Raw genomic sequence first — 21,931 nt, 5'->3', positions numbered from 1 at the left:
GGCTGGCGGGACTCCCTAGGCGACCCAGTGCGGCCGCTCCACCGCCGGAGCCAGCGGAACCCCGTCGTGGAAGGTCGCCGCAAGGCGCCGTACCGCCTCGTCCAGGCGATCGGCGGCCAGCGTGTACGGAATCCGCAGCCGGTGCTCGAACGTCCCCGGATCCACCCCGAACCGCGCCCCCCGCCCGATGTGCACGCCGCAGGCGCCGGCCCGCTCCGCCAGCGCCGAGCTCACCGGCTCCCCCAGATCCACCCACAGCGACAGCCCTCCCGGCCCCCGCTCCCACGACCACTCCGGAGTGTGCCGCTCCAGCGCCCGCTCCAGCGCCTCCCGCTGCCCCCGCAACTGCGCGAGTCGCGCCGGCAGCGTCCGCTCCAGCCCCTCCAGCAGCGGCAGCGCCACCAGCTGGTCCAGTACCGACCCCGTCATGTCCGCGGCCACCTTCACCGCCGTCAGCTCCGTGATCATCTTCGCGGCGGCCCGGACCCACCCCACCCGCAGCCCGCCCCAGTGCGTCTTGCTGAGCGAGCCGATCGTCACCACGTGCTCCGCCCCGCCCCTCGGCGCCAGCGAGGCCAGCGGCGCCGGCGCCGGTACGTCCAGGGCGATGTCGGCGATGGTCTCGTCGACCACCAGCCACGTACCGGTCCGCCGCGTCGCGGCCAGCAGCCGCAGCCGCTGCTCCTGGGGCATCAGCAGGCCCGTCGGATTGTGGAAGTCCGGGATCACGTACGCCAGCCTCGGCACGGTCTGCCGCAGCGTGGACTCGGCGATCTCCATGTCCCAGCCCGCGTCGGAGACGGCGATCGACCCGGTGCGCAGCCGCGCCTGCCGCAGCGCGTCGAGGGCGTTCGCGTACGTGGGGTTCTCGGTCACCACCCGGTCCCCGGGCCCGCACAGCAGGCTCACGACCAGCGAGAACGCCTGCTGGGCGCCGGCCGTGACCAGGATCTGCTCGGGGCGGGTCGCAAGCCCGCGCCGGGTGAACCGCTCGGCGATGGCACCGCGCAGGTCGGGCAGCCCGAAGGGGTGGTAGCCGGGGGTCCGGGCGAGCTCGGGCAGCCGGGCCGCGGCCCGGGCGAGGGCCTCGGTGAGGCTGTCCTCCGGGGCGCCGAGGGCGGCGATGGCCAGGTCGATCCCGGGTTCCCCGTCGGACAGGTAGCCGCCGGAGCCGGCCAGCAGGTGCGCGCCGACCGGGCCGTGGCCCTCGGGGAGCTCGGTCCAGGTGCCGGAGCCGCGCCGGCTGCGGACGTAGCCGCTCTCGCGCAGCAGGTCGTAGGCCCCGGTGACGGTGGCCCGGCTGGCGCCGAGCGCCTCGGCGAGCTCGCGCTCGGCGGGCAGCCGTACGTGCAGGGCGATCCGGCCGTCGAGGATCAGCGTCCGCACGGCGTCGGCGAGGGACCGGTAGCCGGGGCGGGCCAGCACCTCGGAGGGCAGCAGCGCTGCGAGCTGGCGACTGCCGAGGGTTCTGTCCGCCGTCCGGACGACTCGCCCGTTTGCCATGCCAACCTCCCCTGATTGGCTCTGCCGACCAGACCAATCGAGGTCCAGACTCGCGGTATTGGCCCCCGATTGGCAAGGAGACCGCCCGTGCCGACCCCGCTGACCCCGCCGAGCCACCTGACCGACCGCGACGAACGCGCCCTGGTGGCCGCCGCCGAGCACCGGATCTCCGAGCCGCTGCGCCTCGGGCCCGCCCTGGCCGCCGTACGGCGCCTCCTGAGGCGGCGGCCGCGCACGGACCCGCAGGAGCGAGAATCGCTGACATGGCAGCCAACGACGCGCACGCACCCGCAAGCCCGAGCCCGGTGATCGCGGGCCTGCTCCTCGCCGCGGGCGGCGGCCGCCGCCTGGGCGGGCGCCCCAAGGCCCTGCTCCCGTACCGCGGCCGCCCGCTGGTCGAGAACGCGGTACGGGTGCTGCGCGAGGCGGGCTGCGGTCCGCTCCACGTGGTGCTCGGTGCCTGCGCAGCCGAGGTCCGCGACCGGGCGGACCTGACCGGCTGCGTGGTCGTGGACAACCCCGACTGGGCGGAGGGCATGGGCTCGTCCCTGCGCGTCGGCCTCGCCTCGCTCGCCGGTACGGGCGCCCGCGCGGCCCTCGTCTCGCTGGTGGACCAGCCGGGGATCGGGCCGGCGGCCGTGGCCCGGGTCCGGGAGGCGTACCGCTCCCCCGCGAGCCTGGTGGCGGCGGCGTACGGCGGGGAGCGCGGGCATCCGGTGCTCTTCGGCGCGGACCGCTGGGCGGACATCGCGGCGACGGCCACGGGCGACAAGGGCGCGCGGGTGCACCTGACAGATCACGCGGACGAGCTCACGCTGGTGGAGTGCGGGGACATCGCCGAGGCCTTCGACATCGACACCCCGCCCGACCTGGCACGACTCGCTTGAGCGGCGGCCCAGGGGCAGTTGAGCGGGCAGTGACGAAGGTGGCACTGAGGGCCACCGGGCGCAGGACTCTGTCGACTCAGAGAATCTCGACATCAACAAACCATTGAACTTCCACCATAAGGAAATTACTATCCACTGGTCAGAAGCGCCCTGAACCCCCAGACGGCGCCCGCGACCGTATCCCGGAACTCTCCACACCCGACGGCACTGCGTGCCGTCCTGCGCGAGCATTCCCCGCGGCCGCCAGGCACCGCCGCTGAAGGAGTGACAGATATGTCCGCACCAGCGCCGTCATCGCTGGCCATCGTCGACGCCGAGCCCCTGCCCCGGCAGGACGAAGTCCTGACCGAGGCGGCCCTCGCGTTCGTGGCCGAGCTCCACCGGCGGTTCACGCCCCGCCGTGACGAGCTCCTCGCCCGCCGCGGTGAGCGCCGCGCCGAAATCGCCCGCACCTCCCACCTCGACTTCCTCCCGGACACCGCACAGGTCCGCGAGGGCGAGTGGAAGGTCGCGCCGGCGCCGGCCGCGCTGAACGACCGCCGTGTGGAGATCACCGGTCCGACCGACCGCAAGATGACCGTCAACGCCCTGAACTCGGGCGCCAAGGTCTGGCTCGCCGACTTCGAGGACGCCTCCGCCCCCACCTGGGAGAACGTCGTCACCGGCCAGCTCAACCTCATCGACGCCTACGAGCGCCGCATCGACTTCACGGACCCGCGCACGGGCAAGTCGTACGCCCTCAAGCCGGCCGAGCAGCTGGCGACCGTCGTGATGCGCCCGCGCGGCTGGCACCTGGAGGAGCGCCACCTCCAGGTCGAGGGCCGCCCGGTCCCCGGTGCGCTGGTCGACTTCGGCCTGTACTTCTTCCACAACGCCAAGCGCCTCATCGAGCTCGGCAAGGGCCCGTACTTCTACCTGCCGAAGACGGAGTCGCACCTGGAGGCGCGCCTCTGGAACGAGATCTTCGTCTTCTCGCAGGACTACGTCGGCATCCCGCAGGGCACGGTCCGCGCGACCGTCCTGATCGAGACCATCACGGCCGCGTACGAGATGGAGGAGATCCTCTACGAGCTGCGCGACCACGCGGCGGGCCTGAACGCGGGCCGCTGGGACTACCTGTTCTCGATCGTGAAGAACTTCCGCGACGGCGGCGAGAAGTTCGTCCTCCCGGACCGCAACGCGGTGACGATGACCGCCCCGTTCATGCGGGCGTACACCGAACTCCTGGTCCGCACCTGCCACAAGCGCGGCGCGCACGCCATCGGCGGCATGGCGGCCTTCATCCCGTCCCGCAAGGACGCCGAGGCCAACCGGATCGCGTTCGAGAAGGTCAAGGCCGACAAGGACCGCGAGGCGGGCGACGGCTTCGACGGCTCCTGGGTCGCCCACCCCGACCTGGTGCCGATCGCGATGGCCTCCTTCGACGCGGTCCTCGGCGAGAAGCCGAACCAGAAGGGCCGGCTGCGCGAGGACGTCTCGGTGGCCCCGGGCGAGCTCATCGCGATCGACTCGCTGGACGCGAAGCCGACGTACGAGGGCCTGCGCAACGCCGTCCAGGTCGGCATCCGCTACATCGAGGCCTGGCTGCGCGGCCTGGGCGCGGTCGGCATCTTCGGTCTGATGGAGGACGCGGCCACCGCCGAGATCTCCCGCTCGCAGATCTGGCAGTGGATCAACGCGGGCGTCGTCTTCGAGCACGACGGCGAGCCCGTGACGGCCACCGCCGACCTCACCCGCGCGATCGCCGCCGAGGAACTGACCGCGATCCGCGCCGAGATCGGCGAGGAGGCCTTCGCGGCCGGAAAGTGGCAGCAGGCCCACGACCTCCTCCTCCAGGTCTCCCTGGACGCGGACTACGCGGACTTCCTCACCCTCCCGGCCTACGACCAACTGGTCGGCTGACCCGCACAGCAGCCGAACCCCACCTCCGCCCCCCAGGCCCCAGGCCTCGGGGGCGGAGGTGTTTGCGGAACTCGGCCACGGAAGCGGAACGTTGACGGCCCGAACGACCGGTCGGTTGTTACTCCATCGTAACTTTCCTGTACCTAGCGGTAACAACGCGCGCCGTGTCACCTTTCCGATGCCACCGGCCGGCGGTACCCCCACTTTCCCAGCCATGCACCGGAGTTCTCTTCGGCTTGGGCATGGCCGACCGCAGGAGTTCCGCCGTGATCGGATTCCGCAACGCCAGCAAGGACCGGACCCGTAGACGAGTGCGACGGCTCGCCGGGGTCGGGATGGTTCTGCCGCTCGCCGCCGGCGCTCTGGTCGCCGGCTCCGCCGGGACCTCCGTGGCCAGTCCCGGGACCGGGCCCACCGCCGTGGTGTCCATGGGCGACAGCTACATCTCCGGCGAAGCCGGCCGCTGGAAGGGCAACAGCCTGACCAACAGCGGGAATCGCACCGGGACCGACCGCGCCTGGGTCTCCGGGAACACCTACGACCCCGCCAAGGTGTACGGGAGCACCGCCGATGGGTGCCACCGCTCCGACTCCGCCGAGGTCAAGAGCGCCGGGTCGATCGCCGACGTCGCCGTGAACCTGGCCTGCTCCGGGGCCACTTCCGAGAACGTCTTCCGCGCCTCGAACGGCGGCGTGGTCTACAAGGGCGAGGCCCCGCAGGCCGATCAGCTCGCCGCCGTGGCCGCGGCAAACAACGTCAAGGTCATCGCCCTGTCCATCGGCGGAAACGACCTCGGCTTCGCCGACATCATCAAGGACTGCGCCCTCGACTTCGTCCTGTGGGGCTCGTACTGCTACGACGACCAGCAGTACGGGGTCGACCAGAAGATGGACGCGGTCATGGCCAACGTCGGCAAGTCGGTGGACGAGATCCGCGCCGTGATGCGGGCCGCCGGGTACACCGACTCCTCGTACCGGATCGTGCTCCAGTCCTACCCGTCGCCGATCCCGCGCGGCGCGGAGAACCGGTACACGCAGAGCGACTGGAGCCGCCTCAACACCGGCGGCTGCCCGTTCTGGAACCAGGACTCGGACTGGGCGCGCGACTCGCTCGTGCCGCAGATCGCGGGTCGCCTCAAGGGAGTTGCCGCCGCGAAGGGCGTGCAGTTCCTGGACCTGCGGGACATGATGCAGGGCCGTGAGGTGTGCGCGAAGGCCAGCAAGCTGGTGAGCAGCACGGCGCCCGCGTCGGCGAAGACGAGCGAGTGGGCACGCTGGATCGACAGCAGCGAGACGCAGGGGCCGGTCCAGGAGTCCATGCACCCGAACTACTTCGGCCAGCTGGCGGTCGGGCGCTGCCTGAACCTCGCCGTCGCCCAGCCCGCGAACTCCGCGTCCAGCTGCAAGAACACCGCCGGAGCCGACCACACGGGCATGTTCCTGACGTCCGCCCCCTGATTCGCACGTTCCGGGTTCGGGGCGCGTGCGGAGACTTCCGCGGGCGCCCCTTTCCGGATCAGCCGCGGACGGCGGCCAGTGCCTCGTCGTAGAGGGCCGCCAGGTCGGCGCTGCCGCCGCCGCGGACCCAGGCCTCGGTCGCGGCGTCCACGCAGGCGAAGACGGTGGCGGTGACCGCCGCGGCGCGCAGCTCGGAGACCGGGCCCCGGCCCGGGCCCGAGCCCTTCCCGGCGGCCATCCGGGCCGTGACGGCGGGCAGGACCATCTCCTGCCAGCGCAGCCGCTTCTGCGTGTAGCGGGCGCGCAGCGGCGGGGTGTCGAATATCAGCGCCGTGATCTCCAGCAGCTGCCCGGGTTCGCCGTGCGCCTCCATGAGCGCCTCGAAACCGGCGCGCAGGGCCTCCCACGGGGTGGCGGCGGCGGGCTGGGCCTCCACCGTCGCGCGCAGCAGCTCGCCCAGCTCCTCCTGATCACCGCAGACGATGTCCTCCTTGGTACCGAAGTACCGGAACAGCGACCGCTGGGAGATGCCCGCCTCCTTGGCGATCTGCGCGATGGTCGTGGCCTCGTACCCCTGCTCGGCGAAGAGCCGCATGGCCGTGTCGAAGATGCTCGCGACCACGGCCTGCCGGGAGCGGTCCCACAGGCTCGGCTGCGTTGCGGTTGTCCCCATCCGACCAGCATATAGGCGGGCCGCCAACCTTGCCCCTGCTGCCCGGCTGGCAGTCACTGCCAAGCGGGCATACAGTGATACCAGACGATGTCATCCATGGGCAGGAGAACCACTGTGAACGCGGTCGACTACCGAGGCCGGACCACCCTGATCACCGGCGCCAGCTCCGGCCTGGGCGCCGAGTTCGCCCGCCAGCTCGCCGCGCGAGGATCCGACCTCGTGCTCGTCGCGCGCCGGGAGGACCGCCTGAAGGAGCTCGCCGGGCAGCTGTCGGCGGCGCACGGCGTCACGGTCGAGGCGGTCGCCATGGACCTGTCCGTCGAGGGATGCGGTGACCTGCTGGCCGCCGAGGTCGAGCGGCGCGGGATCACGGTGTCCAGCGTCATCAACAACGCCGGCTTCGGCACGTACGGGCGCTTCCACGACGAGGATCCCAAGCGGCTCCGCCAGGAAGTGGGCCTCGACGTGATGGCCGTCGTCGACATCAGCCGCGCCTTCATCGGCCCGCTGCGCAGCCGCGGCGACGGCGTCCTGGTCAACGTCGCCAGCATGGCCGGCTACCAGCCCGTCCCGAACATGGCCGTCTACGGCGCCAGCAAGGCCTTCGTCCTCAGTTTCACCGAGGCCCTCTGGCAGGAGTCCCGGGGCACCGGGCTGCGCGTCCTGGCGCTGTCGCCCGGCGCGACGAAGACGGAGTTCTTCGATGTGGTCGGCACGGAGGACGCCGCCAGCGGCACCAAGATGCAGACCTCCGCGGAGGTCGTGCGCACCGCGCTGAAGGCGCTGGACCGCAGGAACCCGCCGCCGAGCGTGATCTCCGGATCCATGAACCGCATCATGGCCTTCAGCGGACGGCTCGCGAGCCGCCGCACGGTCGTACGGATGGTGGACCGGATGTCCTCCCCCCGGACCCCGGCTTAGGCCGCGTCTCCCAGCGCCGGGAATTCGGATGAGCGGAGCGGCGCGGGCTGGCATGATCCCGCTCATGCCGGCCCGCAGCGCACGCCCCAGCCTCTACATCTCCGTCGACATCGAGGCCGACGGCCCGGTCCCCGGCCCGTACTCGATGATCAGCTTCGGGGCCGCCGTCGCGGGGCGGCAGGACGGCGCTTCGTATACGGCCGCCGACCCCGAGCGGCACACCTTCTACCGCGAACTCCGCCCGATCAGCGACCAGTACGTACCCGAGGCGCTCGCCGTCAGCGGCCTCGACCGGGATCGGCTGCTCCGCGAGGGCGCCGAACCGGCGGCGGCCATGGCGGAGTTCCGCGCGTGGGTACGGGAGGTCTCCGTCGGCGCCGGGGCACAGCCCGTGATGTGCGGGTACCCGGCCTCCTTCGACTGGACCTTCCTGTACTGGTACTTGATGAGCTTCGGCGGCGAGAGCCCCTTCGGGCACTCTGGCTGCCTCGACATGAAGACCCTGTACGCGACGAAGGCGCGGGTCCCGCTGCGCGCGGCGGTCAAGGGCCGGATGCCGCGCGAACTGCTCTCCCCCCGCCCGCACACCCACCACGCCCTGACCGACGCCATCGAGCAGGCGGAGCTGATGAGCAACCTCATGCTCTGGACGCCCCCGGCCGCCGATAGCGCCGGCTGACGCCCCCGCCCGGGCGGGAACGGCGCGGCGGTGCGTACGCCACGCCCGCAGTGGGTGGCGTACGCACCGCCGTGGGCGGCCCGGACGGGCCGGGTCAGTGCACCGGGACCGGTTCCGGCGCGGACGCCGAGGCCCGCTGGGCGCCGAAGTGGTTGAAGGCCAGGTTGAGCACGATGGCCACCACGCAGCCGGTGCTGATGCCGGAGTCCAGGACGACCAGCAGGTCCTTCGGGAACGCGTGGTAGAACTCCGGCGCCGCGATCGGGATCAGGCCGATGCCGACCGAGGCGGCGACGATCAGGGCGTTCTCGCCCTTCTCCATGGCCGCGCCCGCCAGGGTCTGGATCCCGCTGGCCGCGACCGAGCCGAACAGGACGATGCCGGCCCCGCCGAGCACCGGCAGTGGGACCACGCCGATGACGGAGGCCGCCATCGGGCACAGGCCCAGCAGGATCAGGATGCCGCCGCCCGCGGCGACGACGAACCGGCTGCGCACCTTGGTCATCGCCACGAGCCCGATGTTCTGCGCGAAGGCGCTGCACATGAAGCCGTTGAACAGCGGGCTGATCGCGCTGCCGAGCGTGTCCGCGCGCAGTCCGCCCTCGATGGTCCTCGCGTCCGCCGGCCGTCCGACGATCTTGCCCAGCGCCAGGATGTCGGCGGTGGACTCGGTCATGCACACCAGCATCACGATGCACATGGAGACGATGGCGGCGACCTGGAACTGCGGGGCGCCGAAGTGGAACGGGGTCGGGAAGCCCACCAGCGAGGCGTTCTTGACGGCGTCGAAGCTGGTCATCCCCAGCGGGAGCGCGATCAGCGTGCCCGCCACCAGGCCGAGCAGGATCGAGATCTGCTGGAGGAAGCCGCGCAGGAACTTGCGCATCAGCAGCACGATGACGAGGGTGACGGCGGCCATGCCGATGTTCTGCATCGAGCCGTAGTCGGTGGCGGTGCGGTTGCCGCCCTGCGACCAGTTGAAGGCCACCGGCAGCAGGGACACGCCGATCAGGGTGATGACCGTACCGGTGACGACCGGCGGGAAGAAGCGGACCAGCTTCCCGAAGTACGGGGCGGCGAAGAAGCCGACGACCCCGGCGACGATGATCGCGCCGAAGATGACGGGGATGGCGTCCGCGCCCTCCCCCTTGCCTATGGCGATCATCGGGGTCACACCGGCGAACGAAACGCCGTTGACGAAGGGGAGTTTGGCGCCGATCTTCCAGAAACCGAGGGTCTGGAGGAGGGTGGCGAGGCCGGCGGTGAAGAGCGAGGCGCCCATCAGGAACGCGGTCTCGGTGGCGGAGAGTCCGACGGCAGGGCCGACGATCATGGGCGGGGCGACTACACCCGCGTACATGGCGGCCACGTGCTGGAGGCCGCTCGTGAACATCTTCAGAGGAGGCAGGGTCTCGTCGACCGGGTGCTTCTCCTCCGGTACTGCGACTGCATCTTTGCGAAACCTGGGCGTGAGTGCCACGGCTTCCTCCGGTCGGGTAACACGTCTGCAGGGACGTGGGTGTCTTGGAGGTGGTGCGAAAGCTGTGCGAGTCGAGCCTGTATTGAGTTATGGGTGGTGGGGGTGTTGTGGGTGGTGCTCGCTCTTGTCCCAAGAGGCGCGGAAACGATTCGCCCAAACCGTTCCAGCGAAGTAAGCGAAGGAGTGGCACGAGTCACCGCCCCGGGAACGCCCTCGGAAAACCTCGGGCGCTTCCCGGGAACGGCTGCCGCGGACCCCGCTCGGGTCCGCGACGACCGGCCGGGGGCCGTCCCCCCCGGCCGGACTCCGAGGGGATCAGCCCTGCGCGGTGATGCGCGCGAGGCGCTGGGCCTCTTCGCGGGTGGACACCGCGATGGCGTCCTCGTCGGCGAAGAGGAGTCGGTTGTTCTCGACGATCTGCTTGCCGTTGACGAACGACGCCGTCACCGGGGCGGCCGCACCGAAGACCAGCGCGGTGACCGGGTCGGCGATCGAGGAGTGCAGGAAGGTGCTGATGTTCCAGAGCACCAGGTCGGCGCACTTGCCGGCCTCCAGCGAACCGATGTTCTCGGCGCGGCCGAGGACCTGCGCGCCGCCGTACGTACCGAGGCGCAGGGCCTGGCGCGCGTTCAGGGCGCGCTCGCGGTGGACCGGGTTCAGCCGGTTGATCAGCAGCGCGTTGCGCAGCTCGGTGTGCAGCTCACCGGACTCGTTGGAGGCGGTGCCGTCCACACCGAGGCCGACCGGTACGCCGGCGGCCAGCATGTCCGGGACGCGGGCGATGCCGGCGGCCAGACGGGCGTTGGAGGACGGGCAGTGCGCGACACCGGTCTTGGTACGGGCGAACGCGGCGATGTCGGAGTCGTTCATGTGGACGCTGTGCGCCATCCACACGTCCTCGCCGAGCCAGCCGGTCGACTCGAAGTAGTCGGTCGGGCCCATGCCGAAGAGCTCGTGGCAGAACTTCTCCTCCTCGACGGTCTCGCTCCCGTGCGTGTGCATGCGCACACCGAGGCGGCGGGCCAGCTCGGCGCCCTGCTTCAGCAGCTCGGTGGAGACCGAGAAGGGGGAGCAGGGGGCGACGGCGACCTGGGTCATCGCGTCGAAGGAGGCGTCGTGGAACTTCTTCACCGTCGCCTCGGTGTCGGCGAGCGCACCTTCGAGGGTCTCGACCGCGTGGTCCGGCGGCAGACCGCCGTCCTTCTCGCTGCGGTCCATCGAACCGCGGGCGAGGGTGAAGCGGACGCCCATCTCGGACGCGGCCCGGATGATCGAGCCGGAGAGGTCGCCGGCACCCTTCGGGTACACGTAGTGGTGGTCCATCGCGGTGGTGACACCACCGCGGGCCATCGCGGCGAGGGAGCCCTGGGCGGCCGTGTACGCCATCTGCTCGTCGATGCGCGCCCACGTCGGGTACAGCGCGACGAGCCAGTTGAAGAGGTTGTGGTCGGTGGCCAGGCCACGCGTGATCCACTGGTAGAAGTGGTGGTGCGTGTTGACCAGACCGGGAGTCACGAGGTGCCCGGTGCCGTCGATGCGGCGGACGACGTTGTCGAGGTTCTCGGGGGCCCTGCCCGCACCGATGGACTCGATCTTGTTGCCGGCGATGACGATGTGACCCGAGGCGTACTCGGTGTCGTTGGCGTCAACGGTTGCGATCGCGCAGTTCTCGATGACGATGCGCTCTACTGCGCCGTCCTGGGCTGCCGATGCTGCCATGGGACTTCCTCGTGCTTTCAGTGGCGGTGCGGGCACGGCAAAACCCAGGGGATTTGAGTGCCGGAGCCGGGGGCCTGACAGCTGACAGTACTGTCGCCCCGTGTGTTGCGTCCGGGTGCCGATTCAGGAAGTGGGGGGGGCGTGTCGTGCGGTCCCGGGGCCACTGCGGGGCCCCGGGACGCGCGTGCCGCGCTCAGAGGTTGGTCATGTCCACGGGGATGCGGGCGTCAACGCCGTCCCGCAGGATCGTGGCCTCGATCAGACCGTACGGACGGTCCGCGGCGAAGTAGACCTCGTTGTCGTTCTTGAGGCCGAAGGGCTCCAGGTCGACGAGGAAGTGGTGCTTGTTCGGGAGCGAGAAGCGGACCTCGTCGATCTCCGAACGGTGGTTGATGATGCGCGAGCCCATCTGGTACAGGGTCTGCTGCAGCGAGAGGGAGTAGGTCTCGGCGAAGGCCTGAAGCATGTGCTTCTTGGTCTCGGCGTACGACTTCTCCCAGTTGGGCATCCGCTGCTCGTCGTCGGTCCAGTTGAAGCGCCAGCGACCCGACACCTGGGTGGCCAGGATGCGGTCGTACGCCTCCTGGAGGGTCGTGTACTTGTCCTTCACATAACCCCAGAACTCGGAGTTCGTGGAGTTCATGACGATCAGGTCCTTGAGGCCGGAGATGACCTCCCAGTTCTGGCCGTCGTACGTGATCTGGGTGACGCGGGTCTCCATGCCCTTGCGGACGAAGGAGTGGTTGACCTCGTCGGAGCCGATGAACTTGGAGTTGGCGTCCGAGGTCGCGATCCGGTCCCAGGCGTATTCCTCGATCCGGATGCGCGCACGCTGGATCGGCTCCTGGCTGTTCACGAACCAGCGGGCCAGGTGGATGCCGAACTGCTCGGCGGACTCGATGCCGTACTCCTTGGCGAACGCGTACACCGTGTTCTTGGTGGTGTCCGTCGGCAGGACGTTGGCGTTCGAGCCGGAGTAGTGGACGTCGTCCATGTCGCCGGAGAGGGCGACCGAGACGTTCAGGTCCTTGATGTGGTGGGTGTCGCCGTCCCGCGTGATCTTGACGACGCGGTTCTCTGCTTTGCCGTACTGGTTCTGGCCCAGAATCGTGGCCATGCTAGCTCCCTCGGTAAACGGAGTAGCCGAACGGGTTGAGCAGCAGCGGTACGTGGTAGTGCTCGCCCGGGTTCACCGCGAAGGTGATGGTGACCTCGGGGAAGAACGCACCGCTGTCCCTTACGCGGGGGGCGTCCTGCTGCGCCTCGGCTTGCTTCTTGGAACTGTGCTTACTAAAGAAGTACGTCTCGGTCTCGAAGTCGAGACGTACGTGGGTGGTGCCCTCCGGCAGCGCCGGCAGATCCTTGCATCGCCCGTCCGCATCGGTGGCGGAGCCGCCCAGGGCCGCCCACTCGCCGTCCAGACCCGTACGGGCCGACAGGGAGATGGCGACGCCCTCGGCGGGGCGGCCGATGCTGGTGTCCAGGATGTGCGTGGACACCGACGCTGTGGTCTCGGTGCTCATGCTCACGCTCCTTCTTCTGCGAGTTCGACGAGGCGGGTAAGGCGGATCTTGTTGATCTTGACGAGCTCGCCGCGGGCGATTTCCCGCTCCCGCTCCGGCGAGTTGTCGATCCGGACCTTGACCGCGTCCCGCATGAACTCACCGGTCGCACCGGTGGCGCAGATGAGGAAGACGTGGCCGAACTTCTCCTGGTACGTCAGGTTCAGTTCGAGGAGTTCGTTCTTTAGCTCCTCCGAGGCACCGGCCATACCGCGCTGCTCGCGGGCGGAGGTCGGGTCTCCCGGCTTCGGCCGGCCGATCGGCGCGTGGCCTGCCATCGCTTCGGCCAGGTCCTCGGCGGTGAGCTCGGCCATGGCGGCCTCGTTCGCGGAGAACAGGGAGTCGGCGCCGGCGAAGGGGCGCTGGGCGAGCAGCTTGCTCCCCCATGCCGAACTGGCGCACACCTCGTGCAGCTCGGCCGCGGCCGCGCTGTCGTCCAAGGCGTTGAACCGGGTGAGACCCGGGGTCGGACTCGAAGTCACGGTAGGCCTCCGTGGCCTGTTGTTGCTTTGACGGGCTGCGCATAGCTAACGCCCTCGACAACACGGCGTCAACACTTTGTTGAAACTTCCCGTACACAAAAGCCGCCGCCCGGATGAATTGGGCGGCGGCTCGTCACCATGCGTCAGGAGGGTTTCACGGTTGGTTGCCTTTACTGGCGTTTTCCCTGTTCAAGTAGTTGTAGACCGTGAAACGGCTTACGCCCAGGGCGCCCGCGACCGTCTCCACGCCGTGCCGCACGGAGAAGGCGCCGCGCGCCTCCAGTATCCGCACGACGTCCTGCTTGGACTTCCGGTCGAGCTGTGACAACGGTACGCCGTGCCGGCGCTCCAGCGCCGCCAGGATGTGGTCCAGCGAGTCGGACAGCTGGGGCAGCCGTACGGCCAGCAGGTCCTGGCCCTCCCAGCTGAGCACGACGTCGTCGGGCTGCGCCAGGGCCGGATCCATCAGCTCGCCGCCCATCGCGTCCACCAGCGGCTTGACCGCGGTGACGAACGGGTGGTCGCGGGGCTCGGTCATGGGGTGTCCTCCCCGATCACGTTGACCTGGAGCGAGACGCGGGTGGCCCCGGACTCCAGCGAGTCGCGCAGCAGCGCGGCCACCGCGGTCAGCACCGCGTCGGCGTCGCCCTCGGCGGTATTGCCGAACGGGCCCACGTCGACGGCGTCCAGCTGGGCCTTCTGGATGACCTCGCGAGCGGCCACGGCGTGGGCGGGGGCCTCTTCGAGATCGAAGGGCTCGGTCGTGAACTCCACTCTCAATCGCACGCTGGTCAAGCTACCCGGATGAGAAGCGGCGGCGCGAACGCGCCTCCGTGAGGGGCGGTGGTCGGGCGACGGGCGGGCACTCTTTTTCGGCAGTCCGGGCTTGACATCCACGCAGAAGCCCATGCAGTCTTCCATCAAGCAGAAACTAACTTCCGCAATACGGAAGGAGCGCACACCCCTCATGGGATACACGGACCAGCGCTTCGATGTGAACCTTTCGATCCTCTTCACGGAACTCCCGCTTCTGGAGCGTCCCGCGGCAGCCGCCGCGGCGGGCTTCACCGCGGTCGAGCTGTGGTGGCCCTGGATCGAGACCCCCACCCCCGCTCAGGAGGAGCTCGACGCCCTCAAGAAAGCTCTTGAGGACGCCGGCACCCAGCTGGTGGGCCTGAACTTCTACGCCGGCCGGCTGCCGGGCCCGGACCGCGGTGCGGTCTCGGTACCCGGTGAGGAGTCGGACCGCTTCAAAGCCAACATCAACGTGGCAGCGGACTTCGCCGCGTCGGTGGGCTGCAAGGCACTCAACGCCCTCTACGGCAACCGGGTCGAGGGTGTGGACCCGGCCGTCCAGGACGAGCTCGCCCTGGAGAACCTGGTCGTGGCGGCCCGGGCCGCGGACCGCGTCGGCGCGATCCTGCTGATCGAGACCCTCAACAAGCCCGAGTCGCCGCTCTACCCGCTGGTGAGCGCCCCGGCCGGCATCGAGGTCGTGGACAAGGTGAACGAGGCCACCGGCCTCGGCAACGCCAAGTTCCTGCTCGACCTGTACCACCTGGCGATGAACGATGAGGACCTCTCCGAGGTCATCGAAAAGTACGCCGCCAAGACCGGCCACGTCCAGATCGCGGACAAGCCGGGACGCGGTGCCCCCGGCACCGGCGAGCTGCCCTTGGAGGAGCTGCTCGACCAGCTGAGGAAGGCCGGATACGCGGGCTACGTAGGCCTGGAGTACAAGGCTGCCGACGCCGCCGCCTCCTTCGCGTGGCTGCCGGCCGAGGCCCGCGCCGCCAAGTAGGCGGACCAAGTCCGGGCGATCAGCCAGGCACCTCACGCACTTTTCGTACGAAGCATTAAGAGAAGGACCCTCATCATGAGCAACCCCACTGCGCTCCCGTCGATCGCCTGGATCGGGCTCGGAATCATGGGCTCCCCCATGGCCGAGAACCTCCTGAAGGCCGGCTACCCGGTCACCGGCTTCACGCTGGAGCAGGACAAGCTCGACCGCCTGGCCGCCGCGGGCGGCGCCGCCGCCGGCTCGATCGCCGAGGCCGTCAAGGACGCCGACGTGATCATCACAATGGTGCCCGCCTCCCCGCAGGTCGAGGCCATCTCGTACGGCGAGAACGGCATCCTGGAGAACGCGAAGTCCGGCGCGCTGATCATCGACATGTCGTCGATCACCCCGCAGACCTCGGTCGACCTCGCCAAGAACGCCGCCGAGAAGGGCATCCGCGTCATCGACGCCCCGGTGTCCGGCGGCGAGGCCGGCGCCATCGAGGCCGTGCTGTCGATCATGGTGGGTGGCGAGCGGGCCGACTTCGACGCCGCCCTGCCGATCCTCGAAGCCCTCGGCAAGACCATCGTGCTCTGCGGTCCGCACGGCTCCGGCCAGACGGTGAAGGCCGCCAACCAGCTCATCGTCGCGGTGAACATCCAGGCGTGCGCCGAGGCCGTGGTCTTCCTGGAGAAGTCCGGCGTGGACCTGAACGCCGCCCTGGACGTCCTCAACGGCGGTCTGGCCGGCTCCACGGTCCTGACCCGCAAGAAGGACAACTTCCTGAACCGCGACTTCAAGCCCGGCTTCCGGATCGACCTGCACCACAAGGACATGGGCATCGTCACCGACGCCGCCCGCAACGTCGGTGCGGCCCTCCCGGTCGGCGCGGTCGTCGCCCAGCTGGTCGCCTCGCTGCGCGCCCAGGGTGACGGCGGCCTGGACCACTCGGCGCTGCTCCGCGCGGTCGAGCGCCTCTCCGGCGCCCAGATCTGAGCGCCTCCCCTCTCATAGGGGGCTTCCCCTCTCGCAGAGGGCTTCCCCTCTCGCAGAGGGCTTCCCCTCTCGCAGGGGGCTTCCCCTCTCGCAGGGGCTCTGAGTTTCCGGATGGTGCCGGTGCTGACACCTGTCCTGTCGCGCCCAAGCGCCGGCACCGTCCGGATCACCTCTCTCCATCTTTGTTCAACAAACTGTTGACGCTGCGTTCGGCCTGAAATTAGGCTGTTCCGCATGACGGAAGACGCTTTCCGTCAGCAGGTTTCCCGTACGGAAGGTCACCATGTCGAAGCGCACGCTGACGACCGAGTCCGGCGCCCCGGTCGCCGACAACCAGAACTCCGCCACCGCCGGCGTCGGTGGCCCGCTCCTGATCCAGGACCAGCAGCTCCTGGAGAAGCTGGCCCGCTTCAACCGCGAGCGCATCCCGGAGCGCGTGGTGCACGCCCGCGGCTCGGCCGCGTACGGCCACTTCGAGGTGACCGACGACGTCACCGCGTACACCAGCGCCGCGTTCCTCAACACGGTCGGCAAGAAGACCGAGACCTTCCTGCGCTTCTCCACCGTCGCCGACTCCCTCGGTGGCGCGGACGCGGTCCGCGACCCGCGCGGCTTCGCGCTGAAGTTCTACACCGAAGAGGGCAACTACGACCTCGTCGGCAACAACACCCCGGTGTTCTTCATCAAGGACCCGATCAAGTTCCCCGACTTCATCCACTCCCAGAAGCGCGACCCCTTCACGGGCAAGCAGGAGCCGGACAACGTCTGGGACTTCTGGGCGCACGCCCCCGAGGCGACGCACCAGATCACCTGGCTGATGGGTGACCGCGGCATCCCGGCCTCGTACCGTCACATGAACGGCTACGGCTCGCACACCTACCAGTGGACGAACGAGCAGGGCGAGGCCTTCTTCGTCAAGTACCACTTCAAGACGAACCAGGGCATACGCTGCCTGTCGGGCGAGCAGGCCGCCGAGCTCGTCGGCAAGGACGCCAACTCGCACCAGACCGACCTGCTCCAGGCGATCGAGCGCGGTGTGAACCCGAGCTGGACCCTGTACGTCCAGATCATGCCGGCCGCCGAGGCCGCGGACTACCGCTTCAACCCGTTCGACCTCACCAAGGTGTGGCCGCACAGCGACTACCCGCTGCAGCGCGTGGGCCGCCTGGTCCTCGACCGCAACCCGGACAACGTCTTCGCCGAGGTCGAGCAGTCCGCCTTCTCCCCGAACAACTTCGTCCCCGGCATCACCGCCTCGCCGGACAAGATGCTCCAGGGCCGCCTCTTCGCGTACGCCGACGCCCAGCGTTACCGCCTCGGTGTGAACCACACCGTGCTGCCGGTCAACGCCCCGAAGGCGACGAAGGCCGAGAACTACGGCCGCGACGGCGTCATGGCGCTGCGCAACGGCTCGCGCCACGACAAGAACTACGAGCCCAACTCGTACCAGGGCCCCGCCGAGACCGGGCTCGCGCTCGGCGCCCCGAAGGCCGTATCCGGCTACACGGGCACCCACGAGGCCCCGGCCCACACCAAGGACGACGACTTCTTCCAGGCCGGTGAGCTCTACCGCCTGATGTCGGAGGCCGAGAAGCAGCGTCTGGTGGCGAACATCGCCGGCGGCCTGTCTCAGGTCACCCTTGAGGACGTCATCGAGAAGAACCTGGCTCACTTCCACGCCGCGGACGCCGACTACGGCCGCCGTGTCGAGGAGGCCGTCCGCGCCCTGCGCGACGCCTGAGCCACACAGCTGCACCGGGGACCTGGCGGGAGGTCAGGTCCCGGGTGCCGAGCCCGAACCGCGGACCCGGATGAGGGGTGGTACGCGGTAAGGGCCGGACGAGGGCCGCGACGGGCGAGTGAGCCAGTGCGGTGGTAATGGGTGCCGAGGCCCGTCTCTTGACCTGAGGGAGACGACGCCGGAGCTCTCGTCACCGCCCGTCGCGGTCCCAGCCGCTCCTCCCACCTTCCTTCTCCTTATATATAGGGGGTCACGCACAGAGCCCCCTGTATATGAGCCGCCATACTCCGCCCGGCGGCGCGAATGTCCTGTCGCGCCAGCCTCGCACCGTCGGGCGGTCACACTCAAAGCGCCGAGTCACGGACGGTCCCGTGACTCGGCGCTTTGTCATGTGTATCGCCATGCGTGTTGCCATGCGTGCGATCAGGCGGCGCGGTGGTCGTCGATCTCCACGGACAGGTACGGCCACGCGTTCGCGAGAGCGGCCAGTTCGTCGGCGGTCGGTGCGCCGCCCGCTGCGCGCAGGGACTCGGCGGGGCGGAAGTGGACGGTCGTACCGGTAGCGCCGGCGTCGGCGATCGGTGTCAGGTCGGTGGTGGGAACGCCGTGTTCGTAGCGCTGGACCCAGGCTCCGCCCGCGCGGCGGTTGGTGTGGACGAGCCACTCGCTCAGCGCCGCCACGACGGACATACCGCGCCGCGGATGCCCGTCCGGAAGGATCTGCGCCTCGGGGTGGTCGAAGAACCGGAGGTCCTTCGTGGCCATGATCGGCTTCTTCACCGGCCGGCCGTCGTCGTCGAGGCGGGTGTCGGTGCCCCGGCCCTCGTCCGCCACGGACACCGAGCCGTCGGCGTGGAGCGTGACCGTACAACGCCCTGCGCCGGTGCACTCCGCCTCGTCGGCCGCGTACGCGACGACTTCGAGCAGCAGGTGGGGAAGGCCGCCAGGGGCGAACACGGCCTGGTCCTGACGGATACGGCCGAGGTGGTCGGTGTCCACGGAACGTGCCCAGTCGTGCGTCGTGTTGCGCCAGGAGGCCGTTGATCTGTCCATCGGAGCAGTATGCCGACCCGCTGTCCCCGTCGGACGACGCAGAGCGGCCCCCGTTCCTCCTCGTGGAGGGACGGGGGCCGCTTCGTACCGCAGTCGTCAGGCGATCAGGCGATCAGACGGACAGCGGGCGGATCGCGGTCGGGGCGTGGCCCGGCTCGGTCGCGAGCTCCTCGAACTCGGTGACGTCGCTCATGTCGACGGTCTTGCTCATCGAGATGTTGGTGATGCGCTCCAGGATGGCCTCGACGACCACCGGGACGCTGTACTCGGCGGCGAGCTTCTTGGCCTCCTCGAAGGCCTCGCCCAGCTTGTCCGGGTCGGTGACGCGGATGGCCTTGACGCCCAGACCCTCGGCGACCTTGACGTGGTCGACGCCGTAGACGCCCAGCTCGGGGGTGTTGATGTTCTCGAACTCGAGGTTGACCTCGAAGTTGATGCCCAGGCCGCCCTGCGCCTGGCGGATCAGGCCCAGGTAGGCGTTGTTCACGAGGACGTGGACGTAGGGGACCTTGTGCTGGGCGGCGACCGCCAGCTCCTCGATCATGAACTGGAAGTCGTAGTCGCCCGAGAGCGCGACGATCGGGGTCTGCGGGTCCGCGGTGGCGGCACCGATCGCGGCCGGGATGGTCCAGCCGAGCGGACCGGCCTGGCCGCAGTTGATCCAGTTGCGCGGGCGGTAGACGTGCAGGAACTGCGCGGCCGCGATCTGGGAGAGCCCGATGGTGGTGACGTAACGCGTCTCCGGGCCGAAGGCCTTGTTCATCTCCTCGTAGACGCGCTGCGGCTTCAGGGGGATGTTGTCGAAGTGCGTACGGCGCTGCAGGGTGGCCTTGCGCTCCTGCGCGGAGGCGGCCCAGGCGGAGAAGTCCGGCAGCTTGCCCTCGGCCTTGAGCTCCTTGGCGACCTCGATGAAGAGCTCCAGCGCGGCCTTGGCGTCCGAGGCGATGCCGAAGTCCGGGGCGAAGATCTTGCCGAGCTGGGTCGGCTCGATGTCGACGTGGACGAACTTGCGGCCCTTGGTGTAGGCGTCCAGGTTGTAACCGGTGTGACGGTTGGCCCAGCGGTTGCCGATACCGAAGACGAAGTCCGACTCCAGGAAGGTCGCGTTGCCGTAGCGGTGCGCGGTCTGGACGCCGACCATGCCGGCGGCCAGCTCGTGGTCGTCCGGGATGGTGCCCCAGCCCATGAGGGTGGAGATGACCGGGACGCCGGTCAGCTCGGCGAACTCGACCAGCAGGTCGGTGGCGTCGGCGTTGATGATGCCACCACCGGCGACGATCAACGGACGCTCGGACTCCAGCAGGAACTGCAGGGCCTTGACGGCCTGGGCGCGGGACGCCTGCGGCTTGTAGACCGGCAGGGGCTGGTAGGTCTCCGGGTCGAACTCGATCTCGGTCAGCTGGACGTCGATCGGGAGGTCGATCAGGACCGGGCCCGGACGGCCGGAGCGCATCAGGTGGAAGGCCTGCTGGAACACGCCGGGGACCTGCGCGGCCTCCAGGACTGTGGTCGCGGCCTTGGTGACCGGCTTGGCGATCGAGGCGATGTCGACGGCCTGGAAGTCCTCCTTGTGGAGCTTCGAGACCGGAGCCTGACCGGTGATGCACAGGATCGGGATCGAGTCCGCGATGGCCGAGTACAGACCGGTGATCATGTCAGTGCCGGCCGGGCCCGAGGTGCCGATGCAGACGCCGATGTTGCCCGCCTTGGCACGGGTGTACCCCTCGGCCATGTGCGAGGCGCCCTCGACGTGGCGGGCCAGCGTGTGCGCGATGCCGCCCACGTTCTTGAGCTCGCGGTAGAACGGGTTGATCGCAGCACCGGGGACGCCGAACGCTTGTTCGACACCCTCGAGCTTGAGGATCTCCACTGCAGCGGCGGCGGCTGTCATACGAGGCATCGAGTTCTCCTGCGGGTCAGGCGGTCAGGCGGCCAGACTGCTTCCGGATTCCAGAGTGTTTCCGCAATACGGAAGTTATGTTCTGCTATACGGAACAAGCTAAGCGGCGAGTCCCGGCACGTCAAGGAGCTTCAGGACCCCGGAACACACCAAAAGCCGCGTGTCACGCAAGCGACTTGTACGAACCACCGGGACGCGGCGGAATATCAGCGGAAAATCGAGGGCACCCTCGCCCCGGTGGTGGCCGGTGGTGGAGCATGGGCCTACGCAGAGCGACGGAGGGGCAGTACTCATGGCGGAAGCGGTACCGGTGCGCTGCCCGGCGTGCCTGCGCGAGAACGACTACGCCGCCCCGGTCTTCCCCTGCGCCTGCGGGAGTCCGGTGGCCCCGCCGCTGGACCTGGCGGCGCCGCCCCTGCCGCTGACGCACCGGACCTGGTCGGACACCTGGGTGGCGGTGCGCTGCACGGCCTGCGGGCGGGTGAGCGAGTGGCCGCATCCGGAGCTGGGCTGCACGTCGTGCGGGACGGTGGTGCGGATCCCGGTGCATCCGGTGCAGCTGGTGGAGCCCGAGTCCGCGCCGGGTGGCGGCGTACGGGACGGGCTGCGTCCGCGTCCCGGCGTACGGGGAGAGGCAGAGGAAGACCTACGGGGGCAGGCGCGGGCGGGGTCGGACGGCTCCGGCGGCCACGGGCCGGCCGGACCCGGGGCACCCGGCGCTCCCGGCCGGCCTGCGGCGGCTCCCGCGCAGCGGCCCGCTTTCCGCCCGGTGACCATCCGTACCGCCCGGGACGCGGTGGCCACGGCCGCGCTGTACCTGCGGTGGCTCGGCTTCCAGGACGTCCGCCAGCCCGACGGCCGGCCCATCCCCTCGGCGGCCGTGGACCTGCGGGCCCCCGGACTGGTGGCGCAGGTGGACCCGACCACCGCGCCGGCCGGGCTGCGGGCCGTGGAGTGCGTCTGGCTGAACGGGCTGACGGCCTCCGCGACCAGCGTCTACTTCTCGCTGGCCGGGTACACGCAGGACGCCCGCTCCCGCGCGGACGACCTCGGGATACCGCTGTTCGTCATGGACCTCACGGGCATGCCGCAACCGGTCAACGATCCGGCGGACACCCTGGTGGGCACGGGGGCGTAGGGCCGCCGGGGGCCGTCGCCGACCATGTCGACCGGGCCGATCGGGCCGCGGGGACAGG

21 protein-coding genes are annotated in these 21,931 nt (G+C 69.8%); 10 read left to right on the top strand and 11 right to left on the bottom strand.

Annotation, left to right across the window (positions count from 1 at the left end; genetic code table 11):
* Nucleotides 1–15: 15 nt before the first annotated feature.
* A complete protein-coding gene (locus OG509_RS29675) occupies nt 16–1,503 on the bottom strand; it encodes a PLP-dependent aminotransferase family protein (protein ID WP_406185631.1) in 1,488 nt (495 codons plus the stop codon).
* A gap of 87 nt (nt 1,504–1,590) precedes the next feature.
* Between OG509_RS29675 and OG509_RS29670 the strand changes: the two genes are divergently transcribed.
* The 4 genes from OG509_RS29670 (at nt 1,591) to OG509_RS29655 (ending at nt 5,749) form a co-directional block, all read left to right on the top strand.
* The gene (locus tag OG509_RS29670) at nt 1,591–1,812 is read left to right on the top strand and encodes a hypothetical protein (RefSeq protein WP_406185630.1); all 222 of its coding nucleotides are present in this window, start codon (nt 1,591–1,593) and stop codon (nt 1,810–1,812) included.
* On the top strand, nt 1,767–2,390 hold the full coding sequence (locus OG509_RS29665; protein ID WP_406185628.1) for an NTP transferase domain-containing protein: 624 nt from the start codon (nt 1,767–1,769) through the stop codon (nt 2,388–2,390). The genes OG509_RS29670 and OG509_RS29665 overlap by 46 nt, the downstream gene beginning before the upstream one ends.
* Nucleotides 2,391–2,663: 273 nt before the next feature.
* A complete protein-coding gene (gene aceB, locus OG509_RS29660; protein WP_406185626.1) occupies nt 2,664–4,292 on the top strand; it encodes a malate synthase A in 1,629 nt (542 codons plus the stop codon).
* Between the two features lie 266 nt (nt 4,293–4,558).
* Nucleotides 4,559–5,749, top strand: a complete 1,191-nt coding sequence (locus OG509_RS29655) for a GDSL-type esterase/lipase family protein (protein WP_406185625.1) — start codon at nt 4,559–4,561, stop codon at nt 5,747–5,749.
* 58 nt (nt 5,750–5,807) lie between these two features.
* Here OG509_RS29655 and OG509_RS29650 read toward each other — a convergent pair whose 3' ends face one another.
* A complete protein-coding gene (locus OG509_RS29650; protein ID WP_406185624.1) occupies nt 5,808–6,422 on the bottom strand; it encodes a TetR family transcriptional regulator in 615 nt (204 codons plus the stop codon).
* A 96-nt stretch (nt 6,423–6,518) separates the two neighbouring features.
* Here OG509_RS29650 and OG509_RS29645 point away from each other — a divergent pair, with 96 nt between their 5' ends.
* Both OG509_RS29645 and OG509_RS29640 read left to right on the top strand, forming a co-directional pair.
* On the top strand, nt 6,519–7,343 hold the full coding sequence (locus OG509_RS29645) for an SDR family NAD(P)-dependent oxidoreductase (protein WP_406185623.1): 825 nt from the start codon (nt 6,519–6,521) through the stop codon (nt 7,341–7,343).
* Between the two features lie 64 nt (nt 7,344–7,407).
* On the top strand, nt 7,408–8,022 hold the full coding sequence (locus OG509_RS29640) for a 3'-5' exoribonuclease domain-containing protein (RefSeq protein ID WP_406185621.1): 615 nt from the start codon (nt 7,408–7,410) through the stop codon (nt 8,020–8,022).
* 94 nt (nt 8,023–8,116) lie between these two features.
* On the opposite strand, the gene OG509_RS29635 is transcribed toward OG509_RS29640, so the two are convergent.
* The 7 genes from OG509_RS29635 to OG509_RS29605 form a co-directional block, all read right to left on the bottom strand.
* Complete coding sequence (locus tag OG509_RS29635; RefSeq protein ID WP_406185620.1) at nt 8,117–9,502, bottom strand: nucleobase:cation symporter-2 family protein; 1,386 nt, start codon at nt 9,500–9,502, stop codon at nt 8,117–8,119.
* Nucleotides 9,503–9,817: 315 nt separating this feature from the next.
* Nucleotides 9,818–11,221 carry an 8-oxoguanine deaminase gene (locus OG509_RS29630; protein ID WP_406185618.1) on the bottom strand — a complete coding sequence of 468 codons (1,404 nt, stop codon included), beginning with the start codon at nt 11,219–11,221 and terminating at the stop codon, nt 9,818–9,820.
* Nucleotides 11,222–11,414: 193 nt separating this feature from the next.
* Nucleotides 11,415–12,338: a factor-independent urate hydroxylase gene (gene pucL, locus OG509_RS29625; protein ID WP_385587329.1), complete on the bottom strand. Its 924-nt coding sequence runs from the start codon at nt 12,336–12,338 to the stop codon at nt 11,415–11,417.
* Between the two features lies 1 nt (nt 12,339).
* Entirely contained in the window at nt 12,340–12,744 is a 405-nt protein-coding gene (gene uraH / locus OG509_RS29620; RefSeq protein WP_406185617.1) for a hydroxyisourate hydrolase, read from the bottom strand.
* A 2-nt stretch (nt 12,745–12,746) separates the two neighbouring features.
* Complete coding sequence (uraD, locus tag OG509_RS29615; RefSeq protein ID WP_406185615.1) at nt 12,747–13,265, bottom strand: 2-oxo-4-hydroxy-4-carboxy-5-ureidoimidazoline decarboxylase; 519 nt, start codon at nt 13,263–13,265, stop codon at nt 12,747–12,749.
* A 154-nt stretch (nt 13,266–13,419) separates the two neighbouring features.
* Nucleotides 13,420–13,803 (bottom strand): helix-turn-helix domain-containing protein, encoded by a 384-nt coding sequence (locus tag OG509_RS29610; RefSeq protein WP_387285499.1) that lies wholly within the window; start codon nt 13,801–13,803, stop codon nt 13,420–13,422.
* On the bottom strand, nt 13,800–14,051 hold the full coding sequence (locus tag OG509_RS29605) for a thiamine-binding protein (protein ID WP_078621981.1): 252 nt from the start codon (nt 14,049–14,051) through the stop codon (nt 13,800–13,802). Before OG509_RS29605 ends, OG509_RS29610 begins: the two co-directional genes overlap by 4 nt.
* A 181-nt stretch (nt 14,052–14,232) precedes the next feature.
* On the opposite strand from OG509_RS29605, the gene OG509_RS29600 reads away from it, so the two are divergent.
* From OG509_RS29600 to OG509_RS29590, 3 genes are all read left to right on the top strand, one after another.
* Complete coding sequence (locus OG509_RS29600; RefSeq protein ID WP_406185614.1) at nt 14,233–15,066, top strand: TIM barrel protein; 834 nt, start codon at nt 14,233–14,235, stop codon at nt 15,064–15,066.
* A gap of 75 nt (nt 15,067–15,141) precedes the next feature.
* On the top strand, nt 15,142–16,041 hold the full coding sequence (locus tag OG509_RS29595; protein ID WP_406185613.1) for a 2-hydroxy-3-oxopropionate reductase: 900 nt from the start codon (nt 15,142–15,144) through the stop codon (nt 16,039–16,041).
* Between the two features lie 283 nt (nt 16,042–16,324).
* On the top strand, nt 16,325–17,782 hold the full coding sequence (locus OG509_RS29590; protein ID WP_030155314.1) for a catalase: 1,458 nt from the start codon (nt 16,325–16,327) through the stop codon (nt 17,780–17,782).
* A 423-nt stretch (nt 17,783–18,205) separates the two neighbouring features.
* On the opposite strand, the gene OG509_RS29585 is transcribed toward OG509_RS29590, so the two are convergent.
* Both OG509_RS29585 and gcl read right to left on the bottom strand, forming a co-directional pair.
* Nucleotides 18,206–18,835, bottom strand: a complete 630-nt coding sequence (locus tag OG509_RS29585; protein ID WP_406185612.1) for an ATP-binding protein — start codon at nt 18,833–18,835, stop codon at nt 18,206–18,208.
* Nucleotides 18,836–18,947: 112 nt separating this feature from the next.
* A complete protein-coding gene (gene gcl / locus OG509_RS29580) occupies nt 18,948–20,735 on the bottom strand; it encodes a glyoxylate carboligase (RefSeq protein WP_387285507.1) in 1,788 nt (595 codons plus the stop codon).
* A 292-nt stretch (nt 20,736–21,027) separates the two neighbouring features.
* Between gcl and OG509_RS29575 the strand changes: the two genes are divergently transcribed.
* On the top strand, nt 21,028–21,873 hold the full coding sequence (locus OG509_RS29575) for a hypothetical protein (RefSeq protein WP_406185611.1): 846 nt from the start codon (nt 21,028–21,030) through the stop codon (nt 21,871–21,873).
* Nucleotides 21,874–21,931 lie beyond the last annotated feature (58 nt).

The sequence above is a fragment of the Streptomyces sp. NBC_01006 genome (genome assembly GCF_045162725.1).
Classification (GTDB): domain Bacteria; phylum Actinomycetota; class Actinomycetes; order Streptomycetales; family Streptomycetaceae; genus Streptomyces.
The sequence above is the reverse complement of the archived record's forward strand: the minus strand, read 5'-3'. Positions and strand labels throughout refer to the sequence as shown.

Coding starts and splice junctions, on each gene's coding strand:
- OG509_RS29575 (WP_406185611.1), top strand. CDS start 21,028: ATGGCGGAAGCGGTACCGGTGCGCTGCCCGGCGTGCCTGCGCGAGAAC.
- OG509_RS29645 (WP_406185623.1), top strand. CDS start 6,519: ATGGGCAGGAGAACCACTGTGAACGCGGTCGACTACCGAGGCCGGACC.
- pucL (WP_385587329.1), bottom strand. CDS start 12,338: ATGGCCACGATTCTGGGCCAGAACCAGTACGGCAAAGCAGAGAACCGC.
- OG509_RS29590 (WP_030155314.1), top strand. CDS start 16,325: ATGTCGAAGCGCACGCTGACGACCGAGTCCGGCGCCCCGGTCGCCGAC.
- OG509_RS29675 (WP_406185631.1), bottom strand. CDS start 1,503: ATGGCAAACGGGCGAGTCGTCCGGACGGCGGACAGAACCCTCGGCAGT.
- OG509_RS29600 (WP_406185614.1), top strand. CDS start 14,233: ATGGGATACACGGACCAGCGCTTCGATGTGAACCTTTCGATCCTCTTC.
- OG509_RS29610 (WP_387285499.1), bottom strand. CDS start 13,803: ATGACCGAGCCCCGCGACCACCCGTTCGTCACCGCGGTCAAGCCGCTG.
- OG509_RS29595 (WP_406185613.1), top strand. CDS start 15,142: ATGAGCAACCCCACTGCGCTCCCGTCGATCGCCTGGATCGGGCTCGGA.
- gcl (WP_387285507.1), bottom strand. CDS start 20,735: ATGCCTCGTATGACAGCCGCCGCCGCTGCAGTGGAGATCCTCAAGCTC.
- aceB (WP_406185626.1), top strand. CDS start 2,664: ATGTCCGCACCAGCGCCGTCATCGCTGGCCATCGTCGACGCCGAGCCC.
- OG509_RS29585 (WP_406185612.1), bottom strand. CDS start 18,835: ATGGACAGATCAACGGCCTCCTGGCGCAACACGACGCACGACTGGGCA.
- OG509_RS29650 (WP_406185624.1), bottom strand. CDS start 6,422: ATGGGGACAACCGCAACGCAGCCGAGCCTGTGGGACCGCTCCCGGCAG.
- OG509_RS29665 (WP_406185628.1), top strand. CDS start 1,767: ATGGCAGCCAACGACGCGCACGCACCCGCAAGCCCGAGCCCGGTGATC.
- OG509_RS29630 (WP_406185618.1), bottom strand. CDS start 11,221: ATGGCAGCATCGGCAGCCCAGGACGGCGCAGTAGAGCGCATCGTCATC.
- OG509_RS29640 (WP_406185621.1), top strand. CDS start 7,408: ATGCCGGCCCGCAGCGCACGCCCCAGCCTCTACATCTCCGTCGACATC.
- uraH (WP_406185617.1), bottom strand. CDS start 12,744: ATGAGCACCGAGACCACAGCGTCGGTGTCCACGCACATCCTGGACACC.